Annotated in this window: 24 protein-coding genes; 17 read left to right on the forward strand and 7 right to left on the reverse strand. The window is 67.7% G+C overall.

The window, feature by feature from the left end; genetic code table 11:
• Window positions 1-265: 265 nt before the first annotated feature.
• From WAL33_RS15705 to WAL33_RS15715, 3 genes are read left to right on the forward strand one after another with little or no spacing between them, the layout of a single operon-like run.
• On the forward strand, window positions 266-805 hold the full coding sequence (locus WAL33_RS15705) for a phage tail protein (protein ID WP_422182458.1): 540 nt from the start codon (window positions 266-268) through the stop codon (window positions 803-805).
• A 36-nt stretch (window positions 806-841) separates the two neighbouring features.
• Entirely contained in the window at window positions 842-1396 is a 555-nt protein-coding gene (locus WAL33_RS15710) for a phage tail protein (RefSeq protein ID WP_422182459.1), read from the forward strand.
• 33 nt (window positions 1397-1429) lie between these two features.
• Complete coding sequence (locus WAL33_RS15715; protein WP_422182460.1) at window positions 1430-1975, forward strand: phage tail protein; 546 nt, start codon at window positions 1430-1432, stop codon at window positions 1973-1975.
• Between the two features lie 25 nt (window positions 1976-2000).
• Here WAL33_RS15715 and WAL33_RS15720 read toward each other — a convergent pair whose 3' ends face one another.
• Window positions 2001-2306 carry a DUF6916 family protein gene (locus tag WAL33_RS15720; protein WP_422182461.1) on the reverse strand — a complete coding sequence of 102 codons (306 nt, stop codon included), beginning with the start codon at window positions 2304-2306 and terminating at the stop codon, window positions 2001-2003.
• A 35-nt stretch (window positions 2307-2341) separates the two neighbouring features.
• Here WAL33_RS15720 and WAL33_RS15725 point away from each other — a divergent pair, with 35 nt between their 5' ends.
• The 7 genes from WAL33_RS15725 (at window position 2342) to WAL33_RS15755 (ending at window position 9477) form a co-directional block, all read left to right on the forward strand.
• Window positions 2342-2878, forward strand: a complete 537-nt coding sequence (locus WAL33_RS15725) for a GNAT family N-acetyltransferase (protein ID WP_422182462.1) — start codon at window positions 2342-2344, stop codon at window positions 2876-2878.
• Window positions 2875-3852, forward strand: coding sequence for a Gfo/Idh/MocA family protein (locus WAL33_RS15730; protein WP_422182463.1), 978 nt, complete (start codon window positions 2875-2877; stop codon window positions 3850-3852). Before WAL33_RS15725 ends, WAL33_RS15730 begins: the two co-directional genes overlap by 4 nt.
• Before the next feature lie 323 nt (window positions 3853-4175).
• Entirely contained in the window at window positions 4176-5438 is a 1263-nt protein-coding gene (locus WAL33_RS15735; RefSeq protein WP_422182464.1) for a nucleotide sugar dehydrogenase, read from the forward strand.
• 1 nt (window position 5439) lies between these two features.
• Window positions 5440-6093 carry an acyltransferase gene (locus WAL33_RS15740; protein ID WP_422182465.1) on the forward strand — a complete coding sequence of 218 codons (654 nt, stop codon included), beginning with the start codon at window positions 5440-5442 and terminating at the stop codon, window positions 6091-6093.
• Window positions 6090-7004, forward strand: coding sequence for an NAD-dependent epimerase/dehydratase family protein (locus WAL33_RS15745; protein WP_422182466.1), 915 nt, complete (start codon window positions 6090-6092; stop codon window positions 7002-7004). Before WAL33_RS15740 ends, WAL33_RS15745 begins: the two co-directional genes overlap by 4 nt.
• Complete coding sequence (gene wecB / locus WAL33_RS15750) at window positions 7001-8101, forward strand: non-hydrolyzing UDP-N-acetylglucosamine 2-epimerase (protein WP_422182467.1); 1101 nt, start codon at window positions 7001-7003, stop codon at window positions 8099-8101. The genes WAL33_RS15745 and wecB overlap by 4 nt, the downstream gene beginning before the upstream one ends.
• Entirely contained in the window at window positions 8098-9477 is a 1380-nt protein-coding gene (locus tag WAL33_RS15755; protein ID WP_422182468.1) for a hypothetical protein, read from the forward strand. The genes wecB and WAL33_RS15755 overlap by 4 nt, the downstream gene beginning before the upstream one ends.
• 23 nt (window positions 9478-9500) lie before the next feature.
• Here the strand turns inward: WAL33_RS15755 and WAL33_RS15760 are convergent, their stop codons facing one another.
• The 4 genes from WAL33_RS15760 to WAL33_RS15775 form a co-directional block, all read right to left on the reverse strand.
• Window positions 9501-9665 (reverse strand): hypothetical protein, encoded by a 165-nt coding sequence (locus WAL33_RS15760; protein ID WP_422182469.1) that lies wholly within the window; start codon window positions 9663-9665, stop codon window positions 9501-9503.
• Window positions 9662-10747, reverse strand: coding sequence for a hypothetical protein (locus WAL33_RS15765; RefSeq protein WP_422182470.1), 1086 nt, complete (start codon window positions 10745-10747; stop codon window positions 9662-9664). Before WAL33_RS15765 ends, WAL33_RS15760 begins: the two co-directional genes overlap by 4 nt.
• A 155-nt stretch (window positions 10748-10902) precedes the next feature.
• On the reverse strand, window positions 10903-12039 hold the full coding sequence (locus WAL33_RS15770) for a helix-turn-helix domain-containing protein (RefSeq protein WP_422182471.1): 1137 nt from the start codon (window positions 12037-12039) through the stop codon (window positions 10903-10905).
• A gap of 530 nt (window positions 12040-12569) precedes the next feature.
• Window positions 12570-14246: an MFS transporter gene (locus tag WAL33_RS15775; protein WP_422182472.1), complete on the reverse strand. Its 1677-nt coding sequence runs from the start codon at window positions 14244-14246 to the stop codon at window positions 12570-12572.
• A 176-nt stretch (window positions 14247-14422) separates the two neighbouring features.
• On the opposite strand from WAL33_RS15775, the gene corA reads away from it, so the two are divergent.
• Window positions 14423-15391: a magnesium/cobalt transporter CorA gene (gene corA / locus WAL33_RS15780; protein ID WP_422182473.1), complete on the forward strand. Its 969-nt coding sequence runs from the start codon at window positions 14423-14425 to the stop codon at window positions 15389-15391.
• A gap of 154 nt (window positions 15392-15545) precedes the next feature.
• Here corA and WAL33_RS15785 read toward each other — a convergent pair whose 3' ends face one another.
• Window positions 15546-15773 (reverse strand): hypothetical protein, encoded by a 228-nt coding sequence (locus tag WAL33_RS15785; RefSeq protein ID WP_422182474.1) that lies wholly within the window; start codon window positions 15771-15773, stop codon window positions 15546-15548.
• 524 nt (window positions 15774-16297) lie between these two features.
• Entirely contained in the window at window positions 16298-16936 is a 639-nt protein-coding gene (locus tag WAL33_RS15790) for a TetR/AcrR family transcriptional regulator (protein ID WP_422182475.1), read from the reverse strand.
• Between the two features lie 167 nt (window positions 16937-17103).
• Here WAL33_RS15790 and WAL33_RS15795 point away from each other — a divergent pair, with 167 nt between their 5' ends.
• The 6 genes from WAL33_RS15795 to WAL33_RS15820 all read left to right on the forward strand — a co-directional run bounded on the left by WAL33_RS15795 (window position 17104) and on the right by WAL33_RS15820 (window position 24293).
• On the forward strand, window positions 17104-17277 hold the full coding sequence (locus tag WAL33_RS15795; protein ID WP_422182476.1) for a hypothetical protein: 174 nt from the start codon (window positions 17104-17106) through the stop codon (window positions 17275-17277).
• Between the two features lie 50 nt (window positions 17278-17327).
• Complete coding sequence (locus WAL33_RS15800; RefSeq protein WP_422182477.1) at window positions 17328-18506, forward strand: efflux RND transporter periplasmic adaptor subunit; 1179 nt, start codon at window positions 17328-17330, stop codon at window positions 18504-18506.
• A 184-nt stretch (window positions 18507-18690) separates the two neighbouring features.
• Window positions 18691-21864: an efflux RND transporter permease subunit gene (locus tag WAL33_RS15805; protein ID WP_422182478.1), complete on the forward strand. Its 3174-nt coding sequence runs from the start codon at window positions 18691-18693 to the stop codon at window positions 21862-21864.
• A gap of 164 nt (window positions 21865-22028) precedes the next feature.
• The gene (locus WAL33_RS15810) at window positions 22029-23429 is read left to right on the forward strand and encodes an efflux transporter outer membrane subunit (RefSeq protein WP_422182479.1); all 1401 of its coding nucleotides are present in this window, start codon (window positions 22029-22031) and stop codon (window positions 23427-23429) included.
• Window positions 23430-23689: 260 nt separating this feature from the next.
• Window positions 23690-24076 carry a hypothetical protein gene (locus WAL33_RS15815; RefSeq protein WP_422182480.1) on the forward strand — a complete coding sequence of 129 codons (387 nt, stop codon included), beginning with the start codon at window positions 23690-23692 and terminating at the stop codon, window positions 24074-24076.
• A 46-nt stretch (window positions 24077-24122) separates the two neighbouring features.
• Window positions 24123-24293: a hypothetical protein gene (locus WAL33_RS15820; protein WP_422182481.1), complete on the forward strand. Its 171-nt coding sequence runs from the start codon at window positions 24123-24125 to the stop codon at window positions 24291-24293.
• Window positions 24294-24355 lie beyond the last annotated feature (62 nt).

The following is a 24355-nucleotide window of genomic DNA, read 5'->3' on the forward strand; positions in this document are numbered from 1 at the left end:
ACTCCCCCCTCGCTCTAGTCAAACCATGAACGCAACCTTAACGGCGGGAAGACGCCCGCACAAGTAGACATACGCCGATCGGCGAACCGCGTTTTCCCAACTATTGTACAGCTCAGGATAGTGGGATACGAGGAGGACAATCGCGGGGGTGGGGCGCCTTTTCTTAATCTTGGCTTGAGAGGCAGAGACGACTTAGGGTTTAGTCGAGGCCAGACTCGCGCCACAAGCTTGGGCAGTTGAGACTTTTGGGAGCAAGGGAACGACCATGACCCAACCGTATCTTGGTGAAATCCGCATGTTCGGAGGTAACTTCGCGCCTGTCGGCTGGGTGATGTGCGACGGCCAGCTGATGTCGATCGCGGAAAATGACGCGCTGTACGTCCTGCTGGGGACGACCTACGGCGGCGACGGCGTCAATACGTTCGGCATCCCCGACCTGCGGGGCCGGGTCCCGACGCACCAAGGCTCCAAGAACGGCCAGACCTATGTCATGGGTCAGATGACGGGCGTCGAGAGCGTCACGCTCACCCCCGCCCAGCTGCCGGGCCACACCCACCCGTTCTTCGCGGCCTCGACGGCGGGCGCGGTGTCGACGCCGACCACCGCGACGATGATCTCGGACCAGGGGCCGAGCGGGACCGGCATCTTCGGCTATGCGCCCTACAACGGCGCCAACGAGCAGGTGGCCCTGACGGCTGCCTCGACCACGCCCGCCGGCGGCAACCAGCCGCACGAGAACATGCAGCCCTATCTGGGCATCAATTTCATTCTTGCGACCGCCGGCGTCTTCCCGTCGCAGAACTGACCTTTCCGCCAGAAGATCTTTTGGAGACTCAAAGCGATGAGTGATCAATATCTCGCGGAAATCCGCATTTTCGGCTTCCCGTTCGCGCCCTTCGGTTGGGCCCAGTGCGCCGGTCAGCTGATCCCGATCCAGCAGAACACCGCACTGTTCTCGCTGTTGGGCACCACCTACGGCGGCAACGGCACCAGCAACTTCGCCCTGCCCAACCTGATGGGCAACATCCCGCTCCACGTCGGCCGCGCCCAACCCGGGCCGGGCCTGCAAGTCTACGACCTGGGCCAGACCGGCGGTTCGCCGACCGTGACGCTCCAGCTTCCCGAAATGGCCGCGCACAGCCACTCGCCGATGGTGACCACGGCGGTCGGGACGGTCTCGACCTCGGCCAACAACCAACCGGCCAAGGCCTTCACCGGCAACTTCGCGAAGAACACCCAGGGGCTGTTCTTCAGCACCGTCATCACACCGGCCACGCAACTGCCGCCCCAGACCATCACGGCGGTGGGCGACGGCCTGCCCCACAACAACATGATGCCGACGCTGTTCCTGAACTACTGCATCGCCCTGCGGGGCGCTTTCCCCGCGCGTAACTGATCCCGATCGCGACGAACACGAGGAGCAAGTCTCATGTCTCAGCAGTATATGGGCGAAATCCGGATCATGGCGTTCAACTTCCCGCCGAAGTACTGGGCCCTATGCAACGGCCAACTCCTGTCCATCACCCAGAACCAGGCCCTGTTCTCGTTGCTGGGCACCACCTACGGCGGCAACGGTGTCACGACGTTCCAGCTGCCCGACCTGCGGACGCTCGCCCCCGGGGGCGCCAGCTCGAACTATCCGCCGGGCGCGATCACGGGAGAGTACGCCCACACCCTGCTGCAGACCGAAATCCCGAACCACACCCACCTCATGAAGGTGGACGCCACCGCGGCCGGCTCCGGCAACCTCAGCACGGCGGCGCCGGGCAACAGCTTCGGGCAGACGGGCAGCAGCGCCAGCGAGGGCACCGCCCCAGTGTACAACATGTACAGCACGGTCGTGACCCCCACCGCGCCGATGGCGCCCCAGGCGATGGGCACGGCCGGCGCCAGCCAGCCGCACGAAAACCGTCAGCCGTTCCTGACGGTCAATATCTGCATCGCCCTGGCGGGAATCTTCCCGTCCCGGAACTAGGTTTCCTAGATTGCGCGGCGTGGCGTCAGTTGAACAGCGCCTGATAGTCCTGCCGCCCCGGCTCGGGGGTGTGGATGGGGATCAGATAGAGGTCGTAAGCGGTTCCGTCATCGACCTTCATCGTGTGCACCCCCTCGGCGAGCACGTCGCCGGGGGGACCGCTGAAGATCAGCACGAAGGGCTGGAAATCCGGCCTCCCATGCCCCGGCTCGCTTTGGAACAGCTCGACCCGGCTCAGCGACAGGACGTGACGGCCGCCTTCCACCTGGAACGACGCGCCCACATGCGGGGCGAAGGTTTCGGCGGTCAGGACGACGAATTCAGCGGCCATGGCGGTCCCCGGGTCAGAATCGAAGCACGGCCATTATGACGACCTCTCCACCTGAACGGGAAGAGCCCGCCGCATCGCCCCGCTTCGCCCTGCGCCCCGAGGTCGAGGCCGACGCGCCTTTCCGTCTGGCGCTGTTCCGGGCCTCCCGGGGTCCGGGATGGGAGCAGATTCCCCTGCCCCCCGACATGCTGACCAGGATCATGGACCAGCAGTTCCACGCCCAGACCCAGGGCCATCGCACCGCCTATCCCGACGCCCGGCTCCAGATCGTCACGATCGACGCGCTGCCGGTCGGACGGCTGGCCACCTATCAGGGGACCCACGCCCTGCACCTGATCGACATCGCCATGATCCCCGAACGGCGCGGCCAGGGGATCGGCGGGACGATCCTGCGAACGCTGAAGGACCAGGCGGCCGCGGCCGGAACGCCGGTGATCCTGCAGGTGGCCCGCGACAACCCCGCGGCCCAGCGGCTTTATCATCGACAGGGCTTCGTCATGACGGCGGCGAACGACACCCATCTGACCCTGCGCTGGCCCGCCCCGCCTCCGACCTCGGCGGGGACCGCTTGACCCGGATCGCCGTGGTCGGCTGCGGAGCCTGGGGGCGCAACCTGATCCGGACCTGCGCCGAGCTGAATGTGCTGGGCGCCGTGGTCGACACCGACCCCATCGCCGCGCAACGCGAGGCCACCGCGTGGACTGTCCCCGCCCTGCCCCTGGCCCAGGCGCTGGACGACCCCCGTCTGGACGCGATGGTCATCGCCGCCCCGGCTCCGGCCCACGCCGCGCTCTGCCGCCTGGCGCTGGACCACGGCAAGGACGTCTTGGTCGAAAAGCCCCTGGCTTCGGACCTCGCCGAGGCCGAGGCCCTGGCCGCCCACGTCGCGCGCTCGGACAGGGTGTTCATGATCGGCCACCTGCTGCGCCATCACCCGGCGTTCGAGGCCCTGGCGGCGATCGTCGCACGCGGCGAGATCGGAGCCCTGCGCTACATCGCCGCCTCACGGCTGAGCCTGGGCCGGGTGCGCACCCACGAGAACGCCTTCCTCAGCCTGTCGCCGCACGACGTCTCGATGATCCTGGCCCTGGCCGACGCCGCGCCGATCAGCGTGGAGGCGACCGGCGGGGCCTTCGTCACGCCCGGCGTCGCCGACGAGGTCCACGCCGACCTCGGCTTCCCCGGCGGTCTCCACGCCCACATCGCCGCCAGCTGGCTCAGTCCGTTCAAGGAACAGAAGCTGGTGGTGGTCGGCGAGGTCGGGGCCCTGGTGTTCGACGATGTCCGCCCCTGGCCGGAAAAGCTGATGCGACGCGATCAGACCGTGACCCCGATCGAAGGCGTGCCGATCGCCTCCGGCAGCGAGCCGCGGTTCGTCGATCTGCTTGCCGAGCCGCCCTTGACCAGAGAAATCCGCCACTTCGTCCAATGCTGTCAGACCAGAACCGCCCCTTTGACGGGCATTGATGAAGCTATTCGCGTACAGCGGGTGCTGGAACAGGTTCAATACCAGTTGAACCATTGCCCGGATCAGCGTCGGACCTAGTCGGCTCAGAAGGCTCGTCTTGCGAAAACTCACATAACGACGTTCTAATACTTTTTCGTGTTGAGCATTATTAGCCGAAAAAGCAAGAATAGTGCAAGCATCACGCCAGGAACGGCAAATACACCCGAGACAAACACCCTTTTCGCAAAGGCTTCCAACGCGTACGCTCTCGCCATGTCGAGGGCGAATTGGCCTCAAAGTCAGACAGCTTGCCGCGTGAGGGGCCAATGAACGTTCACGTTCCGACGCTTCCATCGCATGATGGCAATGATCAAATCTCGAATTTTCAAAGCCTGATCCGAAAGATCCAGCAGCGAGAGGCCGTGATCGGCGTCATCGGCATGGGCTATGTCGGCCTTCCGGTGTCGGAGGCCTTCTGCTCGGCCGGCTTCCCCGTGCTCGGTTTCGATCTGGACGACGCCCGCCTGGCCGCCCTGACCCGGGGAGCCTCCTATCTGAGCCATTTCGCTGGCGAGCGCGTGACCGCCATGCGCGAACGGGGCTTCGCCGCGACCGGCGCCCCGGACGCCCTGGCCCGCGCCGACGCGGTGCTGATCTGCGTGCCGACCCCGCTCACCTCGCACAACGCCCCGGACCTGAGCCACGTTGTCGAGGCCGCCGAGACCCTGGCGGCCGTGCTGCGCCCGGGCCAGCTGGTGGTGCTTGAGTCCACGACCTTCCCCGGCGCCACCGCCGAGGTGCTCAAGCCGATCCTGGAACGCTCGGGCCTGCGCGCCGGTCGCGATTTCGCCCTGGCCTATTCGCCCGAGCGCGAGGACCCCGGCAATCACACCTTCACCATCACCTCGACCCCCAAGATCGTCGGCGCCGACAGCGAGGCCGAACGCCGCGCGGCCTGCGCGCTGTATGACGCCATCACCGTCACGGCGCCGGTCAGCAACATGCGCACCGCCGAAGCGGTCAAGCTGACCGAGAACGTCTTTCGACTCGTCAACATCGCCCTGGTCAATGAACTCAAGGTCAGTTTCGAGGCCCTGGGCATCGACATCTGGGAGGTGATCCACGCGGCCCAGACCAAGCCTTTCGGCTACATGCCCTTCTTCCCCGGTCCAGGGATCGGCGGTCACTGCATTCCGGTGGATTCCTTCTATCTGGCCTGGCGGGCCAAGGCTGAGGGGGCAAGCCTCAAGATGGTGGAACTGGCCGGCGAGATTTCGCGGGCCATGCCTCGACGGGTGGTCGAAAAGACCCTCGACGCCCTGGCCGAGCGTGGATGTTCGCCGGTCGGGGCCCATGTCCTGATCGTCGGCGTGGCCTACAAGCGCAACATCGACGACACCCGCGAAACCCCGGCCCGCGACATCATCGAGATCCTGCGCAGCCATGGCGTCCGGGTCAGCTATCACGACCCGCTGGCGCCCGAGCTCATGGTCGGCGACACCCTGATGCAGTCGGTCGACATCAGCCGCAATGCGCTGGCCGGCTTCGATTGCGCGATCATCGTCACCGATCACGACGCGTTCGACTACCAACGCCTGGTCCGCGAAACGCCGCTGGTGATCGACACCCGCAACGCCCTGGCCCGGACCGACCCCGCCCTGGCCGGGAAGATCGTGAAGGCCTGAGATGAGCGGCTCGGCATCGGATCATCCGCCCGCCTGGGCTCACCCGTCGGCGGAAGTCGAACCGGGCGCGGTGCTGGGGGCCGGCACGCGGGTTTGGCGGTTCAGCCATGTCGCGGCGGGGGCCCGGATCGGCGCGGACTGCGTGATCGGTCAGAACGTCGCCATCGGACCCGGCGCGGTCGTCGGCGACCGCTGCAAGATCCAGAACAATGTCAGCCTCTATGCCGGCGTGGTGCTGGAGGACGGCGTGTTCTGCGGCCCCAGCTGCGTGTTCACCAATGTCACGACGCCGCGCGCCGAGATCAACCGCAAGGCCGAGTTTCGAACGACCCGCGTGGGGCGCGGCGCGACGATCGGGGCCAACGCCACCATCGTCTGCGGCAACACCCTGGGCGCCTGGTGCCTGATCGCGGCCGGCGCCGTGGTCACCCACGACGTTCCGCCTCTGGCGCTGATGGCCGGCGTGCCGGCTCGGCGCGTCGGCTGGGTCAGCCATGCCGGCGAGGTGCTGGGCCAGGATCTGGTTTGCCCCCGCACCGGCGACCGTTACGCCGAGCGGCCAATGGGCGCCCAAGGGGGGCTGCGGCGGGTGATCAACCTCTCGGGCTTCGGCGACGATGGCCCCGGTGACGAACAGTCAGCGAGCGTCGGATGAAGCGGGCCCTGGTCATCGGATCGGAAGGCAATATCGGCAAGCCGCTGGCGGCCCACCTCCGGGCCCGGGGCTGGGAGGTGCTGTGCGCCGACATCAAGCCGGGCTGGCGCAAGGACTACCTGCAGGTCGACATCAACCAGCCGGCCGACCTGATCCCCACCCTGCGCTGGAAGCCGGACGTGATCTTCGCCCTGGCCGCCGTGGTCAGCCGGGTGACCTGCGAGCAGGCCTCAAGCCTGGCGGTCAGCACCAATCTGGGCGGGCTGAACAACGTGGTCCTGTTGGCCCAGGCCGCCGACGCCAAGCTGGTCTATTTCTCGACCTCGGAAGTCTACGGCCCCACCGACGGACCGATGGACGAGGCCCTGACGACGCCCCGCCCCAACAACCGCTACGGCCTGACCAAGCTTCTGGGCGAACAGCTGGTCGACTACGAAGTGGCCCAGCACGGCCTGCGCGCGGTCACCCTGCGGCCGTTCATGATCTATGACGAGGATGAGGACTTCGGCGATCACCGCTCGGCCATGATCCGCTTCGCCCACGACCTGGCGCGCGGCCGGCCGATCCAGGTGCATCGCGGCGGCGCGCGAGGCTGGCTGCACATCTCCGACGCCGTGCGCGCCATCGAGGCGGCCGCCGGGGTCGAAGAACACGCGGTGATCAATATCGGCCACCCGGACGTGACGCCGATCGAGGTCCTGGCCGAGGGCTTGCGGGTCCGGCTGAACGCCGCGCCGTCGCTGATCACCCTGGGCGACCTGCCGGCCCGGATGACCGCCGCCAAGCAGCCTAGCCTCACCCGCATGCGCGACCTGCTGGGCGTGACGCCGAAGGTGTCGCTGGACGAGGGCCTGGATCGCGTGGTGGCGCGGGTCCGGGCCAGGCTGGCCCACTCAGGACAGCCGGCGTGACGGCGCGTCTGCTGACCGTGGTCGGCGCCCGGCCGCAGTTCGTCAAGGCCATGCCGGTCAGCCGCGCCATCGCCCGCGCGCCGGGCCTGACCGAGGTGATGATCCACACCGGCCAGCACCATGACGCGGCGCTGTCCGACAGCTTCTTCCGCGAACTGGATCTGCCTCAGCCGGCCGAGAACCTGGGCGTCCACGGCGGCTCGCACGGCGAGATGACCGGCCGCATGCTGACGGCCCTGGACGGGGTCATCGCCCGCCACGCCCCCGACCTGGTGATCGTCTACGGCGACACCAACTCGACCCTGGCCGGGGCCCTGGCGGCGGCCAAGGCCGACGTGCCGGTGGCCCATGTCGAGGCCGGCCTGCGGGTCTTCGACCGGACCATGCCCGAGGAGACCAACCGCGTGGTCGTCGACCATCTGAGCCGTCTGCTGTTCGCCCCGACCCGGGCCGCCGTCGGCCATCTGGCGCGCGAGGGACTGGTCGACGGCGTGCACCATGTGGGCGACGTGATGCAGGACGCCGTCCTGGCCATGGCCGCCCTGCCAGCTTCCGGCGCGAGCGTGCTGAACCGCCTTGGCCTGACGCCCGGCGCCTACGCCGTGGCCACCTTGCACCGCGCGGCGACGACGGACAGCGCCGCGGGCCTGGCCGCCGCTGTCGGCTATCTGCGCCGGCAGGCCGGCCGAACGCCCGTGATCCTGCCCCTGCATCCGCGGACCCGCGAGGCGGCGGCCCGGTTCGGCGTCGACCTGGCCGGCCTGACGGTGATCGACCCCCTGGGCCCGATCGACATGCAGCGGCTGCTGGCCGACTGCGCCCTGGTGCTGACCGATTCCGGCGGCCTGCAGAAGGAGGCCTATTTCCATCGCAAGCCGTGCGTCACCCTGCGCGACGACACCGAATGGCGCGAGACGGTGGACGCGGGCTGGAACCGGCTGTGGACCGTCAACGACTACCGGCCCCGGCGTGAGATCGACGACTATGGCGCTGGCGACGCCGCCGAGCGGATCGTCGCCACGATCGCCCGATTTGTCGCCCAGAACCGCGGCGAGGACCTCACCGCGCCGCGCGCGATGACCGGAGCCCGCCCATGAAGGACAGTCACGAGCGGCCCAGTCCTCCGTTGCCCGGCCACGACACATCTTCGGAAAGGGCGGACAACGCCCCGACCGGCGAGGCCCGGACGCTGCGCATCCTGCTGGCCTGCAATTACGACCCCGCCAACGCCGCCACGGTCTGCGACCACATCAACGCCTTCGCCCGCTATTCGCGCCACGAGGTGCGGGTGCTGTCGCGGGTGGGCGAGATCTTCGACGGCGTGAAACTGTCGGACTTCGACGTCGTCGTGATCCACTATTCCCTGTTTCTGGCGGTCGAGGCCTTCGTCGGTCCACGGTCGCGCCGCGCCCTGGCCGCCTTCCGCGGGGCCAAGGCGGTGTTCATCCAGGACGAATACCGCTTCGTGAACGCCACCCTCGACGCGCTGGAGGCCTGCGGCGTTGATCTGGTCTTCACCTGCCTGGGACCGGCGGAGGCCGAGCGCGTCTATGGCAAGGTGGGCGGACTGCGCTCACAGCAGGTGCTGACCGGCTACGTGCCGCACGGCCTGCCTCACTATCCGCCCATCCCGCTGGCGGCGCGCAAGACCATGGTCGGCTATCGCGGCCGCACCTATCCGGCCTGGCACGGCGAACAGGGCCGCGAGAAGATCCGGATCGGCAAGCTGTTCAAACGCGACGCCAGGCGGTTCGGCATCTCGACCGACATCGCCTGGTCGGAACGCAGCCGGCTCTACGGCCGCGACTGGGTCAACTTCATCCGCAACTGCCAGGCCGTGCTGGCCGTCGAGAGCGGAGCCAGCGTCTTCGACTTCGACGGCGCCGTGGCCGCCCGGACCGAAAGCTTCGCCGCGCTGGTCGAACGCCCCCACCCGATCCCCGCCCTGGCCAGGAAGCCTTCCTACGAGATGCTCCGCGACCGGTTCTTCGCCGGTCGCGAGGACCAGATCGACATCGCCCAGATCTCGCCCCGGGTCTTCGAGGCGATCGCCCTGCGCACCCTGGTCATCGCCTATCCCGGACGTTATTCGGGCGTGCTGGAGCCTTGGCGGCACTACGTTCCGCTGGACAAGGACCACGGCAACATGGCGCAGGTGGCGGCCGTGCTGCGCGATCCCGAGCGGGTCGCCGAGATCATCACCAACGCCTATGCCGAGATCGCTCTCAATCCCGCCTATGGCTATGCGGCGATGATCGACCTGTTCGATCAGCGGATCGGTGAGGTCGCCGCGGAGCGACCGCCCGCGGCCGCCGATCAGCGCGCGGACGCCCGGTTCCGCAAGACCTTCCCCTTCTTCGCGATCGACAATCCCCATGAGATTCCGCGCCGTGGCCCGATCTGGCGGCTGGCCCGCGCGGCCGTCCGCCAGTCAGGGCTGGAAGACCTGGCGCGCCGCCTGTTGCGGCGGTGATCCGCCATGCAAGGCCGCCCGCCCTAGTCCACCCCGAACCATCGCCTCAGCAGCGGCAGGCGCGCGAGGGCGCGCAGTCGACGCCTCAGCAGCGGGGCCTTGAGCAGTCGCGCCTCCACGATGATCACCGCCCAAGCGCCCCAATCGCGCAGCCGAAGGAACAGCGGCAGGCCCCACCGGCCCCTCACGTCAGCACCTGGTCGGCGATTTCGCGCACCACCGTCCGCCAGCTGTAGCGACCCGAGGCCACGATCTCGTCGTGGGCGCGATCGACCATCGCCTGAGCGCGCTGCGTATCCTGACTCTGATCGAGGCCCGCCTCGATGTCCGACAGGTCGCGGCGCACCGGCTGGTAGTGGGTCCCGGCCTCGAGGACGCCGCCGTAGTCGCCCTCAACCAACACCTGGAAGGTCCGGGTCGCCGCCGCCTCCAGATGGCGCGGCGACATGGCGCGGATCTCGGTCCGCGGCGTCAGCACGACGGCCGAGGCGGAGCGGCTCCTGGACGCCGGATCCGACGCCGCCAGATCGTCGATCGGCAGTTCTCCCGCCGGGTGGATCAGCGACGAGCCGCCCTCGACCCCGACGACCGCCCGACTGGCGCCCAGCAGGCGGATCCAGGCCTCGCCGACCAGCCTGCGCTCGCCGTCCACCGCCACGTCGGCGCTATAATGCCGAGACGTCGCCCAAGCCGCCGCGCGCAGCCCGACCTCGCGTTTGAGCACGCCCATCTCGCCCAGCCAGGCCGGCGTCTCCCAGGCTCGATAGCTGACGGCAATCGGGCGCCGCGCCAGATCGCTGGACCTTCGCCGCATCAATCCGTCGTCGATGTAGCTGGTCAGGAAACGCCGCAGGGCGAAGGATCTTTGAGGGGTCGGATAGACGCTGTCCCACAGCGTCGGATCGAGCGCGGTCAGCAGAAGGTCGATGCGCGCCTCGACCAGGAAATCGCGCAGGCTTTCGAGTCCCAGGAATTCGTCGAGCGGCGCGGCCAGGCGGCGCGACCGCGCCGGAACGGCCTCCATCGCCCGCCGCAGGCCGCCCAGGCCGACGCGCGTGTATCGCGCGGCCAGGGCCGTGGCGTCGACCATCACCAGATCGGGGTCCAGCCGAGAGATCCAAGCCGGGTTGAATGGAAAGCCGATGTTCAGAAACGTCACCGGCCCAGGGAAACAAGCCTTCCAGGCGAAGATCCGCTGATGCTCCCAACGGCGCATCGGCCACTGGCCGCGCCAATTGTACAGGATCACGGCGGTCGGTCGGTTGCGCATGCCGGTGAACTAGGCCGCGCCGGCCCGAGCCGGGCCTTCAACGGCGAGGGCATGGACGGCGAGGCAGGCACGGAAGAGACGCGAAGCCATAGGATCGCCCGGGTGGAAGCGCTTGGCGCGCTCGCCTCAAGCGTCGTCGTCGGCGGCGGTCGCTGTCAACGCCTAAGGTTGTCGCCCTGGGCTCTGCGCAGGGTCTCGGACGGGGACTCGCCGAACATTCCTCGATAGGCGCCCGAGAACCGCCCAAGCTCCCAAAAGCCCTGATCCAACGCCACCTGGGTCACCGTGATCGGCCGGCTGCCCGGATCCAGCAGCCGGGCCCGGGCCCCGGACATGTTCTTCAGCCGCAAATAGGCCTTGGGACTGACGTCGAGCAGGTCGTTGAAGGCGCGGTAAAGCGTGCGGCGCGAGATGTTCAGGGCCTGGCAGATATCCCCAACCTGTACGGCCTGGCGGACGCCGCCGCTTTCGACGAAGTCCTCCGCGCCGCGGACGATGCGGGCGGCGTTCAACGCGCCCTGGCGGCGCCCGCTCTCGAGCCCGACCTCGGCCAGAGCGGCCAACAGGCCGTCCAGCAGTTCGTTGCGCAGGAAGGCGACCAGGCTGCTCGGGACGCTCCCGGCCACGACCCTCAGCATGCTGGAACAGCCTTGCAGCATGCGCTTGCAGGCGACCCGGGCCTCGAGGGGCGGCGAATAGACGGCCGGCTCGGCCCAGAAGCGTGGATCGGCCAGCCATTCGAACGCCTCGGCCCGCTGCATCACCAGGTCCCACGGCGCGGTGACCACCGCATAGGCCACATGGCCCTGAAACCGCCCATCCAACTCGTCGCCGGGTGGGATGACGACGATGTCGCCCTCCTCGACCCGATGGCCCCACTGATTGAGCACGCCCTTCCGCTCCAGCACCGACACAAAGCTGAAGGCCTTGCGCGCCATGATCCCGCGCACCCGAAGGTCGCCGTCGAACGCCCCGACGTCGAAACCCATGTCGCCCAGGCTCGCCCGCAGCAGATGGCCTCGGCAGGGCTCGGGGGTCAGTTGGGTGATCGCCAGGTCGCGGCCGACGGCGTGGGCCCAGACTTCGTGCGGGCCCCGCGTTTCACGATGGATCGCATGACCCAGCGAAACGGGCGTCGCGCGGCCTTCGAATGATCGCTGCTCTTCCAGTCTTGCCGCGACCAGCCCGCCCTGGGCCCGCGCATCGCCGACTGATTTGGCAGTTCCGGTCGATCCCCAGTCGGCGTTTCCCCAAGATTGAGAATGAAAATCCCCCGCACCTTCATTGTCCATCGGACCTCTCCTGGCGGAGATGATGCGATCTATGGCGTTCTCGCCATGATCTTGGTGTAACCGCATCTATCGTCGCGCCCGATTCCCGCTTCGAAGATGGCACGATCCATCTATCTTGTAATTAAGGTGAAACCACTAGAAAGCATCTAAGCAGAAGACAAAATTACAACTTTTACTTACAGTGCAGCTTGATGGTCTAACCTAGTGTATAGCCAAATCGCCATTACCCGCCAATACACAGTACGATAAGAAATAAATCCAAAATTGGCGCTCGGCGCATAGCAGTTCGAGAGGCGCCTGAGAAATTCGACCACAGAACAGCGGCGCGAAGGACTCTATGGCGCGTGAAAACTGGAGAGAAACGACAATCCTCAGCGTGCGGAATCTCGCGGAGACTCCAAACGCTCCGGGAGAGCGGGGTCGCCGGGCGCAAGCTCCGCGCGATGTGAGGCCGACTGCGGCGGCAAAGGCGCCAGATCGCGGAGAGCGGCGTGGACCCGTTGCGCCCGGTCCACGCCGCCTGAGTCGTTCTAGGCCTCGATGTCGACGTCCTTGGTTTCCTTCAGGAACAAGACGCCCACCACGGCGGTCACCGCGGCCACGACGATCGGGTACCAGAGGCCGTAATAGATGTTGCCCGTCGCCGCGACCATGGCGAAGGCCGTGGTCGGCAGGAACCCGCCGAACCAGCCGTTGCCGATATGATAGGGCAGGCTCATCGAGGTGTAGCGGATGTTGGTGGGGAACAGCTCGACCAGCATGGCGGCGATCGGGCCGTAGACCATGGTCACGTACAGCACCAGGATCGCCAGGATCCCGACCACCAGCGGCTTGTCGATCAGGGCCGGGTCGGCCTTGGCTGGATAGCCGGCGGTCTTCAGCGCCGCGCCCAGCTCCTTCTCCCAGGCCGCCTTACGGTCCGTGAAGGCGGCCTTGTCCAGGGTCTGACCGGGGAACGAGACGATGGTCGCCCCGCCGATCCTGACCTCAGCCACCGACCCCGCCGGCGCGGCCTGGTTGGCGTAGGTCACGCCGGCCTTGGCCAGGTACGACTTGGCCAGGTCGCAGGAGCGGTTGAACACGGTCTTGCCCACCGGATCGAACTGGAACGAGCAGTCGGCCGGGTCGGCCACCACGGTCACCGGCGCGCTGGCCACGGCCGCCGCCAACTGGGGGTTGGCCGCCGTGGTCAGGGTCTTGAACAGCGGGAAATAGGTCAGGGCCGCCAGGATGCAGCCCAGCATGATGATCGGCTTGCGGCCGATCTTGTCCGACAGCCAGCCGAAGAACACGAAGAACGGCGTGCCGATCAGCAGGGCCACGGCGACCAGAAGGTTGGTCGTGCCGCCGTCGACCTTGAGCATCTTCTCCAGGAAGAACAGGGCGTAGAACTGGCCGGTGTACCAGACCACCGCCTGGCCGGCGGTCAGCCCCACCAGGGCCAGCAGCACGATCTTCAGATTGCCCCACTTGGCGAACGAGTCGGCCAGCGGCTTCTTGCTGCCCTTGCCCTCGTCGACCATCTTCTGGAACGACGGGCTTTCCGACAGCTGCAGGCGGATCCACAGCGACACGCCCAGCAGCAGCACCGAGATCAGGAACGGGATGCGCCAGCCGAACGCCTGGAAGGCGTCTTCGCCCACCGCGTTGCGGGTCAGCAGGATCACCACCAGGCTGAGGAACAGCCCGAAGGTGGCCGTCACCTGAATGAAGCTGGTGTAGAAGCCGCGCCGTCCGGGCGGCGCGTGCTCGGCCACATAGGTGGCGGCCCCGCCGTACTCGCCGCCCAGGGCCAGGCCTTGGACCAAGCGCATCACCACCAGGGCGATGGGCGCGGCGATGCCGATGCTGGCGTAGCTGGGCAGCAGGCCGACCACGAAGGTCGACAGACCCATCAACAGCATGGTGACCAGGAAGGTGTTCTTGCGGCCCCACAGGTCACCCAGCCGACCGAACACCAGGGCCCCGAACGGCCGCACCGCGAAGCCGGCGGCGAAGGCCAGCAGGGCGAAGATGTAACCCGTCGTCTCGTTGACGCCCGAGAAGAAGTGCTTGGTGATGTAAGTGGCCAGCGAGCCGTAGAGGTAGAAATCGTACCACTCGAACACGGTGCCCACCGAGGCGGCCCCAATGACCAAGGCGTCCTTGCGCTGCACGGCTTGACCGCCCTTGGCGCCCTTCACCGGTTTCGCGGCGTCGCTTCCCATTCGCATCTCCCCCGTCGCCGCTTCGGGCGATCCAACGATGTTACCGCAACCAGAATGAACGGCGTTCGCGGCGTTGGCGACAGGCTAAACATGAACCGGACGAAAGCCGAAGCGTTGGCTAAAAGGAATCTTCGCCGTCCCATTTTACGGGACGAGCCAGGCAGTCCGGGATCCCGATGAGCGTCGTTGCGGCCTATATCTACAAGGACGGCGTCAGGACCCGCGAGGTCAGCCTCGACCACGACGACGCCTTGGACACCAAACCGGGCGAGTTCGTCTGGATCGGCCTGTACGAACCCAGCGCGGACGAGCTGGCGCGGCTGCAGACCCGCTTCAAGCTGCACCCCCTGGCGATCGAGGACGCGCTCAACGCCCACCAGCGGCCGAAGGTCGAGGTCTATGGCCGCGAGCTGTTCGTGGTGGCCCGCACCGCCCAGCTGGTCGACGCCCAGATCGCCTATGGCGAGACGGCGATCTTCGTCGGCCAGGGCCACCTGATCACCGTCCGACACGGCTCGGCCCGCGCCCACACAGAACTGCGCGCCCAGCTGGAGGCTTCGCCCACCTTGCTGGCCAAGGGCTCGGACTATGTGCTGCACGCGGTGCTCGACTTCGTGGTCGACGGCTACCTGCCGATCATCCAGGCCCTGGAGGACGAGGTGCTGGACATCGAGCGCCGCACGCTCGAGACCTTCCTCAGCCACGCCGAGGTCAAGCGCCTGTTCCATGTCCGGCGCGACCTGATCCGCTTCAAGCGTGTGCTGTCGCCTATGGCCGAGGTCTGCGGACGGCTGGAGCATCTGGACACGCCGTGCCTGGACGACGATGTCCGCCCCTATTTCCGTGATGTGCTCGACCATACCCAAAAGGTCGAAGGCATGGTCGACGCCCTGCGCGAGGTGATCACCTCGGTGTTCGAAGCCGCCTCGCTGCTGGAACAGCAGCGGCAGAGCGCCATCACCCGCAAGCTGGCCGCCTGGGCCGCGATCCTGGCCGTGCCGACGGCCGTGGCTGGAATCTACGGCATGAACTTCGAACACATGCCCGAGCTGACCTGGACCTGGGGCTATCCGGCCGTGATGGTCGGGATCGTGGGGGTGATCGGGTATCTCTATTGGCGGTTCAAGAAGAACGGGTGGCTGTAGGGAGCTCTTCCTTCACATCCACAAAGCCTGTCATCCCGGACAGGGCCCGAAGGGCCGCCGATCCGGGACCGCCGGAAGCGCTGAGCTAAGGCCCCGGTCCCGGATCTTCGTGCGCGCTCGTCCGGGATGACAGTCTTGTTTGAAGGAAGACGTCCTAGCTCGCCCACGCCCGAGCCGGGTGCAGGAACCGCCCCGCCTCGGCGCCGTTGCGCAGGAACACCCGGACCTCGGCGGCGTGGCCGGAGGCGGCCAGGCGGTTGGCCAGATCGCGGGCGGCGGCTTCGGCGCGACCGCCGCGTTCGAAGGTGAGTTCAGCCTCAAGGGCCTCGGAGCGCACGGACCAGCCTTGCTCGGCCGGGGTGACGGAAATCAACAGAGCCATGGAGAGCTCCTTACGCAAATCAAACTGGGGAGCGCCGCATCCCATGGTTTTTAAGGGGGGGCGCGAACGAGCGGGTTGTTCGGGCGCTGATCCGCTCCCGAAACATCGAGGTCAGATCGGCATTCGCCCTACGGGGGGATGACATCGACACATCTTATAGGCTCACAAGTTCACAACTTGACGACATGGGTATGACCCAAATGCAACTGACGCGAGCCAGAACTCCTGACCCCGTTTTTAGTTTCTCGGGTCGTTGGATGATCTGTGGGCAGGGTCAGAAAACCTGCCGCGACTAAATCCCATAAGATTGATAGGTTTTAGGCGGCGACGCCTTTTCCCTCCCCTTAGGCGTTGCCGCCGCGCGCCGCGCGGACCCATCGGGGGATGGGTGTTCGCGCGGCGCGTTTGGGGCCCTGCGTCCTTCGAGGCCCGCTGCGCGGGCGCCTCGGGATGAGGAATTCAGTGCAATGAGGTCCTCAGCTTGAGGTGCGCGCCATAGGCGAGCCTCGAAGGACGCACCGCGCCTAGCAGTCAGGCTTGTCCAGGTGCGCCTTGATCAGCGCCCGGCCCGCGCGCGCCACGGCTCGCACCGGGCCCTTGGGCCCCAGGGTGACGCGGGCGGTGTAGGAGCCTTCCATCAGCAGCATCAGGCCGTCGGCCAGGTCCTCGTCGACCGCGCCGGCCTTGCGGCACAGATCGACCAGGCGCGCGTGAAGCTGCTGCTTGTAGGCCACCGACACCTTCTGGGCCGGGTGATCGGCCTCGTGCAGCTCGATGGCGGCGTTGGACAGCGGGCAGCCGTGGACGTCGGCGTTGCAGGCCTTGGTCTCGAAGGCGTCGAAGATCGCCTCCAGCTGAACGCGGGGGTCGCCGCAGGTGCAGCCGGTGATCTCGTCCCACCAGATCCAGTAGTCGCGTTCCTGCTCGCGCAGGACCTCGGCGACCAGCTCGTCCTTGGACGGGAAGTTGCGATACAGGGTCATCTTGGTGGCGTCGGCCTCGTGGGCGATCGCCTCGACCCCCACGGCGCGAATGCCGTGTTGATAGAACAGCTCGCGGGCCGTTTCGAAGATCCGGTCGCGGGCCGGTCGTTTGGACAATGGGGCGCCTGCGGCCGCCTCCAACTCGTCCACCTTGCCCCCGCCAGAATTTCTCTCAGCCATTTTCAGAGCGCCTCACCTTGACGTGAGAGTTACCGGTCAGTATCTCTCACCGCGTGGATGATACCGAACGGTATCGTCACATACGACTACATCGTCACAGATGGACGTCACGTCAAGCAACAGCAACTGCGACATTTGATCTTTAACCCCGGAACGGAGCGCGAGCCATGCCCCCGAGCGCGAGCCCAGAGACAGCCCCGCCCGCCCGAGCCCAATGGCTGGCCGGCCCCGTCCGTTCCTTCCGCAAGCTGATCGGCCACGACGCCGACGCCATGTCCGGTCGGGACTGGCTGGCGTCGCCCAAGGCCCGTCAGAAATCCCGGCGCCCCGTCTGGGAATGAAAAACCTCCGCGTCTCCTCCCCCCGCTTCATCCGTCCGACAGGTCCGCTTATGTCCCTCCGCCCCGTCTTCACGTCTTTCGCCGGTCTGGCCGCCATGGCCGTGCTGGCCGCCTGCAGCGCCCAGGCCAAGCAGGAGGCCGCCCCGCCGCCCGCCGCCGTCACCATCACTGCGGTGGCCTTCAAGGAACTGCGCCAGTGGGATGACTTCACCGGTCGCCTCGAAGCCATCGACACCGTCGACATCCGGCCGCGCGTCAGCGGCTTCATTGACGGCGCCCGCTTCGAGGAAGGCGCCCGGGTCCGCAAGGGCCAGGTGCTGTTCCAGATCGACCCGCGCCCCTACCAGGCCGAGGCCAACCGCGCCGCCGCCGAGGTGGAGCGCGCCAAGGCCCAGCTGAACCTGGCCGTCGTCAACCGTGAGCGCGGCCGCCGGCTGATCGAGCAGAACGCCCTGGCCCAGAGCGAGTTCGACCGGCTTTCCGCCGAAGAGAAGGCCGCCCAGGCCAATCTCGGCGCCGCCAGCGCCGCCTACCAGACCGCCCGCCTGAACCTGGAATGGACCCGCGTGGTCTCGCCGATCGACGGCCGGGTCTCCAAGGCGGTGATCACCCGCGGCAACCTGGTGACGCCTTCGGACCTGCTGACCACCGTGGTCAGCGACACTCCGATCTACGCCGCCTTCAACGCCGACGAGCAGACCTTCCTGAAGTACGCCTCGGCCGAACGCGGCAAGGCCAGCCCGGTCTATATGGGGCTGATGACCGAGGACGGTTATCCGCACCAGGGCCAGCTGAAGTTCATCGACAACGCCATGGACGCCAAGAGCGGCACGATCAGCGGCCGGGCGATCTTCGCCAACGCCGACGGCCGGTTCACCCCCGGCCTGTTCGCCCGCATCCGCATGGTCAGCGACACCGCGGCCACCGTGGCCCTGGCGCCCGACCGCGCGGTGGCGACGGACCTGGGCAAGCGCTACGTCGTGGTGGTCGGCGCCAACAACAAGGCCGAGTACCGCCCGGTCGAGATCGGCCCGCTGGCCGGCAACCTGCGCATCATCCGCACCGGCCTGAAGCCGGGTGATCGGGTGATCGTCGGCGGCCTGCAGAAGGTCAAGCCGGGCGACACCGTCAACCCGGTGGTGATCAAGACCGACCTGTCGACCGACCTGTCGCAGTTCGAGACCGGCCCGCGGCGTGTCGCGATGATCAACAGCGTCGGCCAGAACTAACCTCGGCGCGGAAACCTCGTCCTTCGACAAGCTCAGGTTGAGGTTTCCGACTGAGCCGCCCTGCCACTAGCCCTCATCCTGAGCTTGTCGAAGGACGAGGGCGGGCCCGCAACGGCCCGACGCCAACCCGCGTAACGCCCCCTTCTTGCCTCCTCCCCATACTCGCCCGCAAAAGGCGCCTCCCATGAATTTCTCCAAGTTCTTCGTGAACCGGCCGCGCTTCGCCGCCGTGCTCTCGATCGTCATCTTCATCGCCGGGTTGGTGGCTCTGCCGCGCCTGCCGATCTCGGAATATCCCGAGGTGGTGCCGCCGACCGTGGTCGTGCGCGCCGCCTATCCGGGCGCCAACCCCGCCGTCATCGGCCAGACCGTCGCCGCGCCGCTGGAGCAGGCGATCAACGGCGTCGAGGGCATGATCTACCAGTCGTCGCAGTCGGCCTCCGACGGCGCGATGATCCTGACCGTCACCTTCGCGCTGGGGACCGATCTCGATAAGGCCCAGGTGCAGGTGCAGAACCGCGTGGCCCAGGCCCTGCCGAAACTGCCCCAGGAGGTGCAGCGCATCGGCGTGACCACCGACAAGGCCTCGCCCGACCTGACCCTGGTCGTGCACATGATCTCGCCCAACAACCGCTACGACATGCTGTACCTCAGCAACTACGCGCAGCTGAACGTCCGCGACCGCCTCAAGCGTGTCGACGGCGTGGGCGACGTGCAGATCTTCGGGGCCGGCGCCTATTCGATGCGCGTGTGGCTGGACCCTGAAAAGCTGGCCTCGCTGAACATGACGGCCGGCGACGTGGTCAAGGCCCTGCGCGAGCAGAACGTCCAGGTCGCCGCCGGCCAGCTGGGCGCGCCTCCGACCAATGTCGGCGCCGACTTCCAGCTGTCGATCAACGCTCCCGGCCGTCTGACCGACGAGGAGCAGTTCCGCGAGGTCATCATCCGCTCGGGGGCCAACGGCGAGATCACCCACCTGGGCGACGTGGCCCGCGTGGAGATGGGCGCCAACAACTACGCCCTGCGCTCGCTGCTCGACAACAAGTCGGCCGTGGCCATGCCGATCTTCCAGCGCCCCGGCTCCAACGCCCTGGCCATGGCCGCCGACATCAAGAAGACGATGAAGGAGCTGAAGAAGGAATTCCCCGAGGGCGTCGACTACGAGATCATCTACGACACCACCGCCTTCGTGCAGGAATCGATCAATTCGGTGATCCACACCCTAATCGAGGCCATCATCCTGGTGGTCATCGTGGTGGTGATCTTCCTGCAGGGCTGGCGCGCCTCGATCATTCCGCTGATCGCCGTGCCCGTCTCGCTGATCGGCACCTTCGCGGTGCTGCTGATGCTGGGCTTCGGCCTCAACGCCCTGACCCTGTTCGGCCTGGTCCTGGCCATCGGCATCGTCGTCGACGACGCCATCGTCGTGGTCGAGAACGTCGAGCGGAACATATCCAACGGCCTGGAGCCGGCGGCGGCCACGCGCAAGGCCATGAGCGAGGTCACCGGACCGATCATCTCCACGGCCCTGGTGCTGTGCGCGGTGTTCATCCCCACCGCCTTCATCAGCGGCCTGTCGGGCCAGTTCTACCGCCAGTTCGCCCTGACCATCGCCATCTCGACGGTGATCTCGGCCTTCAACTCCCTGACCTTGTCGCCGGCCCTGGCCGCTGTGCTCCTCAAGAGCCATGACGCGCCCAAGGACCGCTTCCAGAAGATGATCGACGCGGCCCTGGGCTGGCTGTTCAACCCGTTCAACCGCATGTTCGCCAAGGCGTCCGACGGCTATGTCCGCAATGTCGGCCGCACCCTGGGCAGGTCGACCGCGGGCCTGGTGGTCTACGGCATCCTGCTGGCCCTGACGGTCTTCGCCTTCGCCAAGACCCCGGGCGGCTTCGTGCCGCAGCAGGACAAGGCCTATGTCGTCGCCGTCGTGCAACTGCCCGACGCGGCGTCGCTGGACCGCACCGAGGCGGTGATCCGCCAGATGGGCGACATCGGCATGAAGGTGCCGGGCATCAAGCACTCGGTGGCCTTCCCTGGCCTGTCGGCCAACGGCTTCATCAACAGCCCCAACTCCGGCGCGGTGTTCTTCACGCTGGCCGACTTCAAGGAGCGCACCGGCAAGACCATGTCGGCGGGCGCCATCGTCGGCGAGCTGAACGCCAAGTTCGGCGCCATCCCCGACGCCCAGATCGCGGTCTTCCCGCCGCCTTCGGTGCAGGGGCTGGGCACGATCGGCGGCTTCCGCATGCAGATCGTCGACCGCGCGGGCCTGGGTCCCGACGAGCTGAACAAGCAGACCCAGAACCTGATCGACAAGGCCCGCAAGGACCCCGCCCTGGTCGGCGTGTTCTCGACCTACCAGGTCAGCGTGCCGAAGATCGAGGCCAACATCGATCGCGAGAAGGCGCGGGCCTCGGGCGTTTCCCTGACCGACCTGTTCGAGACCATGCAGGTCTATCTGGGCTCGCTGTACGTCAACGACTTCAACCGCTTTGGCCGCACCTACGAGGTCAACGTCCAGGCCGATCAGAAATTCCGCATGCAGCCCGAGCAGATGCTGCGCCTGCAGACGCGGAACGCCGACGGCCAGATGATCCCGCTGGGCGCCTTCGTCAGCTTCAAGGAGGCCACCGGCCCCGACCGCGAGAGCCACTACAACGGCGTGCTCACGGCCGAGATCAACGGCGGCCCGGCCCCCGGCTACTCGACGGGCCAGGCCCAGAAGGCGCTGGAGGACCTGGCCAAGCAGGAGCTGCCCAACGGCATGGGCTTCGAATGGACCGAGCTGACCTATCAGCAGATCCTGGCCGGCAACACGGCGATCTATGTCTTCCCGCTGTGCGTGCTGCTGGCCTTCCTGGTGCTGGTCGCTCAGTACGAAAGCTGGACCCTGCCGCTGGTGGTCATCCTGATCGTGCCGATGACCCTGCTGTCGGCCCTGGCCGGCGTGCTGCTGACCCATGGCGACAACAACATCTTCACCCAGATCGGGCTGATCGTGCTGGTGGGGCTGGCGTGTAAGAACGCCATCCTGATCGTCGAATTCGCCAAGGAGCGGGAGGAGCATGGCGACACGCCGCTGCAAGCGGTGCTGGAAGCCTGTCGCCTGCGCCTGCGGCCGATCCTGATGACCTCGATCGCCTTCATCATGGGCGTGGCGCCCCTGGTGGTCAGCCACGGGGCCGGCGCCGAGATGCGCCGCGCCATGGGCGTGGCGGTGTTCTCGGGGATGCTGGGGGTGACGGTCTTCGGCCTGATCCTGACCCCGATCTTCTACTTCGTGATCCGTCGCAACACCGCCCGTCGGGCGGCGCTGAAGGCGGCCCGGGCCACCCCGGTGGAGGCGCACTGATGGGCCGTCAAACCTCCCCCCTCCCCCTCGATGGGGGAGGGGCCGGGGGTGGGGGTGACCACGGCGGCGGACAACACCCCGACCGAGCCACATCCGGACCCTCTTTCACCCCCATCCCCGACCCTTCCCCCATCAAGGGGGAAGGGAGCCTTTCGAGGTCTTCAATGACTAGGTTAAAACTTGCCGTGGTCGCCAGCGCCTCGGCGCTCCTCCTGGCCGCGTGCGCGGTGGGCCCCGACTACAAGACCCCGGTCGCCGCCCCGGTCGTTCTCCAGAACGCCCCGGCCGGCGCCTTTTCGACCGCCAATCCCGAAGCCCAGTGGTGGAAGGCGTTCAACGATCCGGTCCTGAACGGGCTGATCTCCCAGGCCCTGACCGGCAACCTGGACATCCGCATCGCGGTCGCCCGGGTGGACGAGGCCCGGGCCCTGTTCAAGGACGCCCGTCTGGACCAGATCCCGCGGGTCACCGCCGGCGGGGCCTATCAGAAGAGCGACCAGCAGCAGCCGGGCTCGAACGGCCAGCGCGTCGAGAGCGAGACCTACCAGGCCGGCTTCGACGCCGGTTGGGAGATCGACCTATTCGGCCGCGTCCGCCGGGGCGTGGAGTCGGCCCGGGCCGAGGCGGGCGCGGCGCGAGCCGACCTGCGCGACGCCCAGGTGACCATCGCCGCGGAAGTCGCCCGCAACTATCTGGAGCTGCGCGGCGCCCAGGCCCGCCTGGCCGTGGCCAACCGCAACCTCGACACCCAGCGCGAGACCCTGCGGCTGACCAAGGTCCGCTACGACGCCGGGGCGGGCAACCCGATCGACGTCGCCAGCGCCCAGGCGCGCCTCAACGCCACCGAGGCGGTGATCCCCGCCCTGATCACGGCCGAGAAGCGGGCCAACTACCGGCTCTGCGTGCTGGTCGGCAAGCGGCCGGGCCAACTGGACGCGACCCTGGTGGCCACCACCGCCGAGGTCACGCCGCTGATCGCCGCCCTGCCGATCGGCGACGCCGCCGACCTGCTGCGCCGGCGCCCCGACGTCCAGGCGGCCGAGCGCCGGCTGGCCGCCCAGACCGCCAAGGTGGGGGTGGCCACGGCCGACCTCTTCCCGCGCGTCCGGGTGACGGGCTTTGTCGGCTTCTTGTCGGGCACGTCCAGCGGCTTCGGCAATTCGGCCAGCCAGGCCTGGTCGGTGGCCCCCTCGGTCAGCTGGCCGGCCCTGGACCTGGGCGGGGCGCACCAGCGCCTGAAGGCGGCAGAGGCCCGCAACGACGCCAGCCTGGCCGTCTACGACCAGACGGTGCTGGCGGCGCTGGAGGACCTGGAGAACGCCCTGGTCGGCTATCGCCAGCAGCAGGCCCAACTGGTCAGCCTGACCAACCAGGCCGCCGCCTCGCGTCGCGCCGCCGAGCTGGCCCGCATCCAGTACAAGGAAGGCGGCATCGACTTCCTGGTGCTGCTGGACGCCGAACGCACGCTGCTGGCCGCCGAGGACTCGATGACGGTCGCCGAGACCGGGGTGAACACCAACGTCGTGGCGATCTACAAGGCGCTGGGCGGCGGGTGGACGTCGTAAAAGTTATCCACAGGGCTGCTCCCTTCCCCCTTGATGGGGGAAGGGCCGGGGATGGGGGTGACCACGGCGCCGACCGCGTTTCGAACGCTGCGCGTTCACCCCCATCCGACCGCTTCGCGGCCACCTTCCCCCATCAAGGGGGAAGGAAGAGGCGACCTCCATCCCCGCTCCCGCCGATCACGACCTAAACGAATCCAACCCCTTACACAAAAACGCACGTTTCCGATCCCCACCCTCCAGGACGGCCGCACACTAGCGGCATGACCCAAGCTCAAGACATCCCCACCTGGGGCCAGACCTTCCAGCTCAAGCTGATGGCCGCCCTCGACGCGGCCTGGAAGACCATCGAGGCCGCCACCGACCCCGCCGTCATCCGCGCGGCCCGCGACAGGGCCAGGGCGATCGGCGACCTGGCCGCCATGGCCCGCAAGGTCGCCCTGATCGTCCCGACCCCGCGCGGCAAGCCGAAATCCGCCGAAACGGCCGCCGCCGGCCTGCACGCCGCCCAGGGCGTGGCGGACGTCAGCGCGATGATCATGGCCTCGAAGGCGGCCGCCGCGCCCGTGACGGCCCCGGTCGCCGCTCAGGCCGAACACACACGGCGGGCGCTGGACAAGCTCAAGGGCGGACGGCGCGGACGGTTGTGAGGCGCCAGGGGTTTCGCAACCGCCTCCCCCGCCCTAACTGAGTCGCATGACCCGACCCGTCCTGCTCCAGATCCTGCTCGGCGCCGCCCTCGTGGCCGCCGGCGTCGCCGCCGCCTTCACGCAACAGGGCGACACCTGGCGCCTTGGCGGCGCGGTGATCGCGACGCTCGGCGTGATCATGGCGCGGCGGGCGGTCCGGGGGATGCGGCGGCGGTAGGGGACGCTCCTCGGAACCCTCTCTCATAGAGAGAGGGGGGGGCCCGCCGCGAAGCGGTGGGA

The organism is Caulobacter sp. (genome assembly GCF_049283275.1).
Lineage (GTDB): Bacteria > Pseudomonadota > Alphaproteobacteria > Caulobacterales > Caulobacteraceae > Caulobacter.

Coding starts and splice junctions, on each gene's coding strand:
- WAL33_RS15720 (WP_422182461.1), bottom strand. CDS start 2,306: ATGGCCGCTGAATTCGTCGTCCTGACCGCCGAAACCTTCGCCCCGCAT.
- WAL33_RS15800 (WP_422182477.1), top strand. CDS start 17,328: ATGTCCCTCCGCCCCGTCTTCACGTCTTTCGCCGGTCTGGCCGCCATG.
- WAL33_RS15775 (WP_422182472.1), bottom strand. CDS start 14,246: ATGGGAAGCGACGCCGCGAAACCGGTGAAGGGCGCCAAGGGCGGTCAA.
- WAL33_RS15755 (WP_422182468.1), top strand. CDS start 8,098: ATGAAGGACAGTCACGAGCGGCCCAGTCCTCCGTTGCCCGGCCACGAC.
- WAL33_RS15725 (WP_422182462.1), top strand. CDS start 2,342: ATGACGACCTCTCCACCTGAACGGGAAGAGCCCGCCGCATCGCCCCGC.
- WAL33_RS15740 (WP_422182465.1), top strand. CDS start 5,440: ATGAGCGGCTCGGCATCGGATCATCCGCCCGCCTGGGCTCACCCGTCG.
- corA (WP_422182473.1), top strand. CDS start 14,423: ATGAGCGTCGTTGCGGCCTATATCTACAAGGACGGCGTCAGGACCCGC.
- WAL33_RS15790 (WP_422182475.1), bottom strand. CDS start 16,936: ATGGCTGAGAGAAATTCTGGCGGGGGCAAGGTGGACGAGTTGGAGGCG.
- WAL33_RS15705 (WP_422182458.1), top strand. CDS start 266: ATGACCCAACCGTATCTTGGTGAAATCCGCATGTTCGGAGGTAACTTC.
- WAL33_RS15785 (WP_422182474.1), bottom strand. CDS start 15,773: ATGGCTCTGTTGATTTCCGTCACCCCGGCCGAGCAAGGCTGGTCCGTG.
- WAL33_RS15805 (WP_422182478.1), top strand. CDS start 18,691: ATGAATTTCTCCAAGTTCTTCGTGAACCGGCCGCGCTTCGCCGCCGTG.
- WAL33_RS15810 (WP_422182479.1), top strand. CDS start 22,029: ATGACTAGGTTAAAACTTGCCGTGGTCGCCAGCGCCTCGGCGCTCCTC.
- WAL33_RS15820 (WP_422182481.1), top strand. CDS start 24,123: ATGACCCGACCCGTCCTGCTCCAGATCCTGCTCGGCGCCGCCCTCGTG.
- WAL33_RS15715 (WP_422182460.1), top strand. CDS start 1,430: ATGTCTCAGCAGTATATGGGCGAAATCCGGATCATGGCGTTCAACTTC.
- WAL33_RS15795 (WP_422182476.1), top strand. CDS start 17,104: ATGCCCCCGAGCGCGAGCCCAGAGACAGCCCCGCCCGCCCGAGCCCAA.
- WAL33_RS15710 (WP_422182459.1), top strand. CDS start 842: ATGAGTGATCAATATCTCGCGGAAATCCGCATTTTCGGCTTCCCGTTC.
- WAL33_RS15815 (WP_422182480.1), top strand. CDS start 23,690: ATGACCCAAGCTCAAGACATCCCCACCTGGGGCCAGACCTTCCAGCTC.
- WAL33_RS15770 (WP_422182471.1), bottom strand. CDS start 12,039: ATGGACAATGAAGGTGCGGGGGATTTTCATTCTCAATCTTGGGGAAAC.
- WAL33_RS15765 (WP_422182470.1), bottom strand. CDS start 10,747: ATGCGCAACCGACCGACCGCCGTGATCCTGTACAATTGGCGCGGCCAG.
- WAL33_RS15745 (WP_422182466.1), top strand. CDS start 6,090: ATGAAGCGGGCCCTGGTCATCGGATCGGAAGGCAATATCGGCAAGCCG.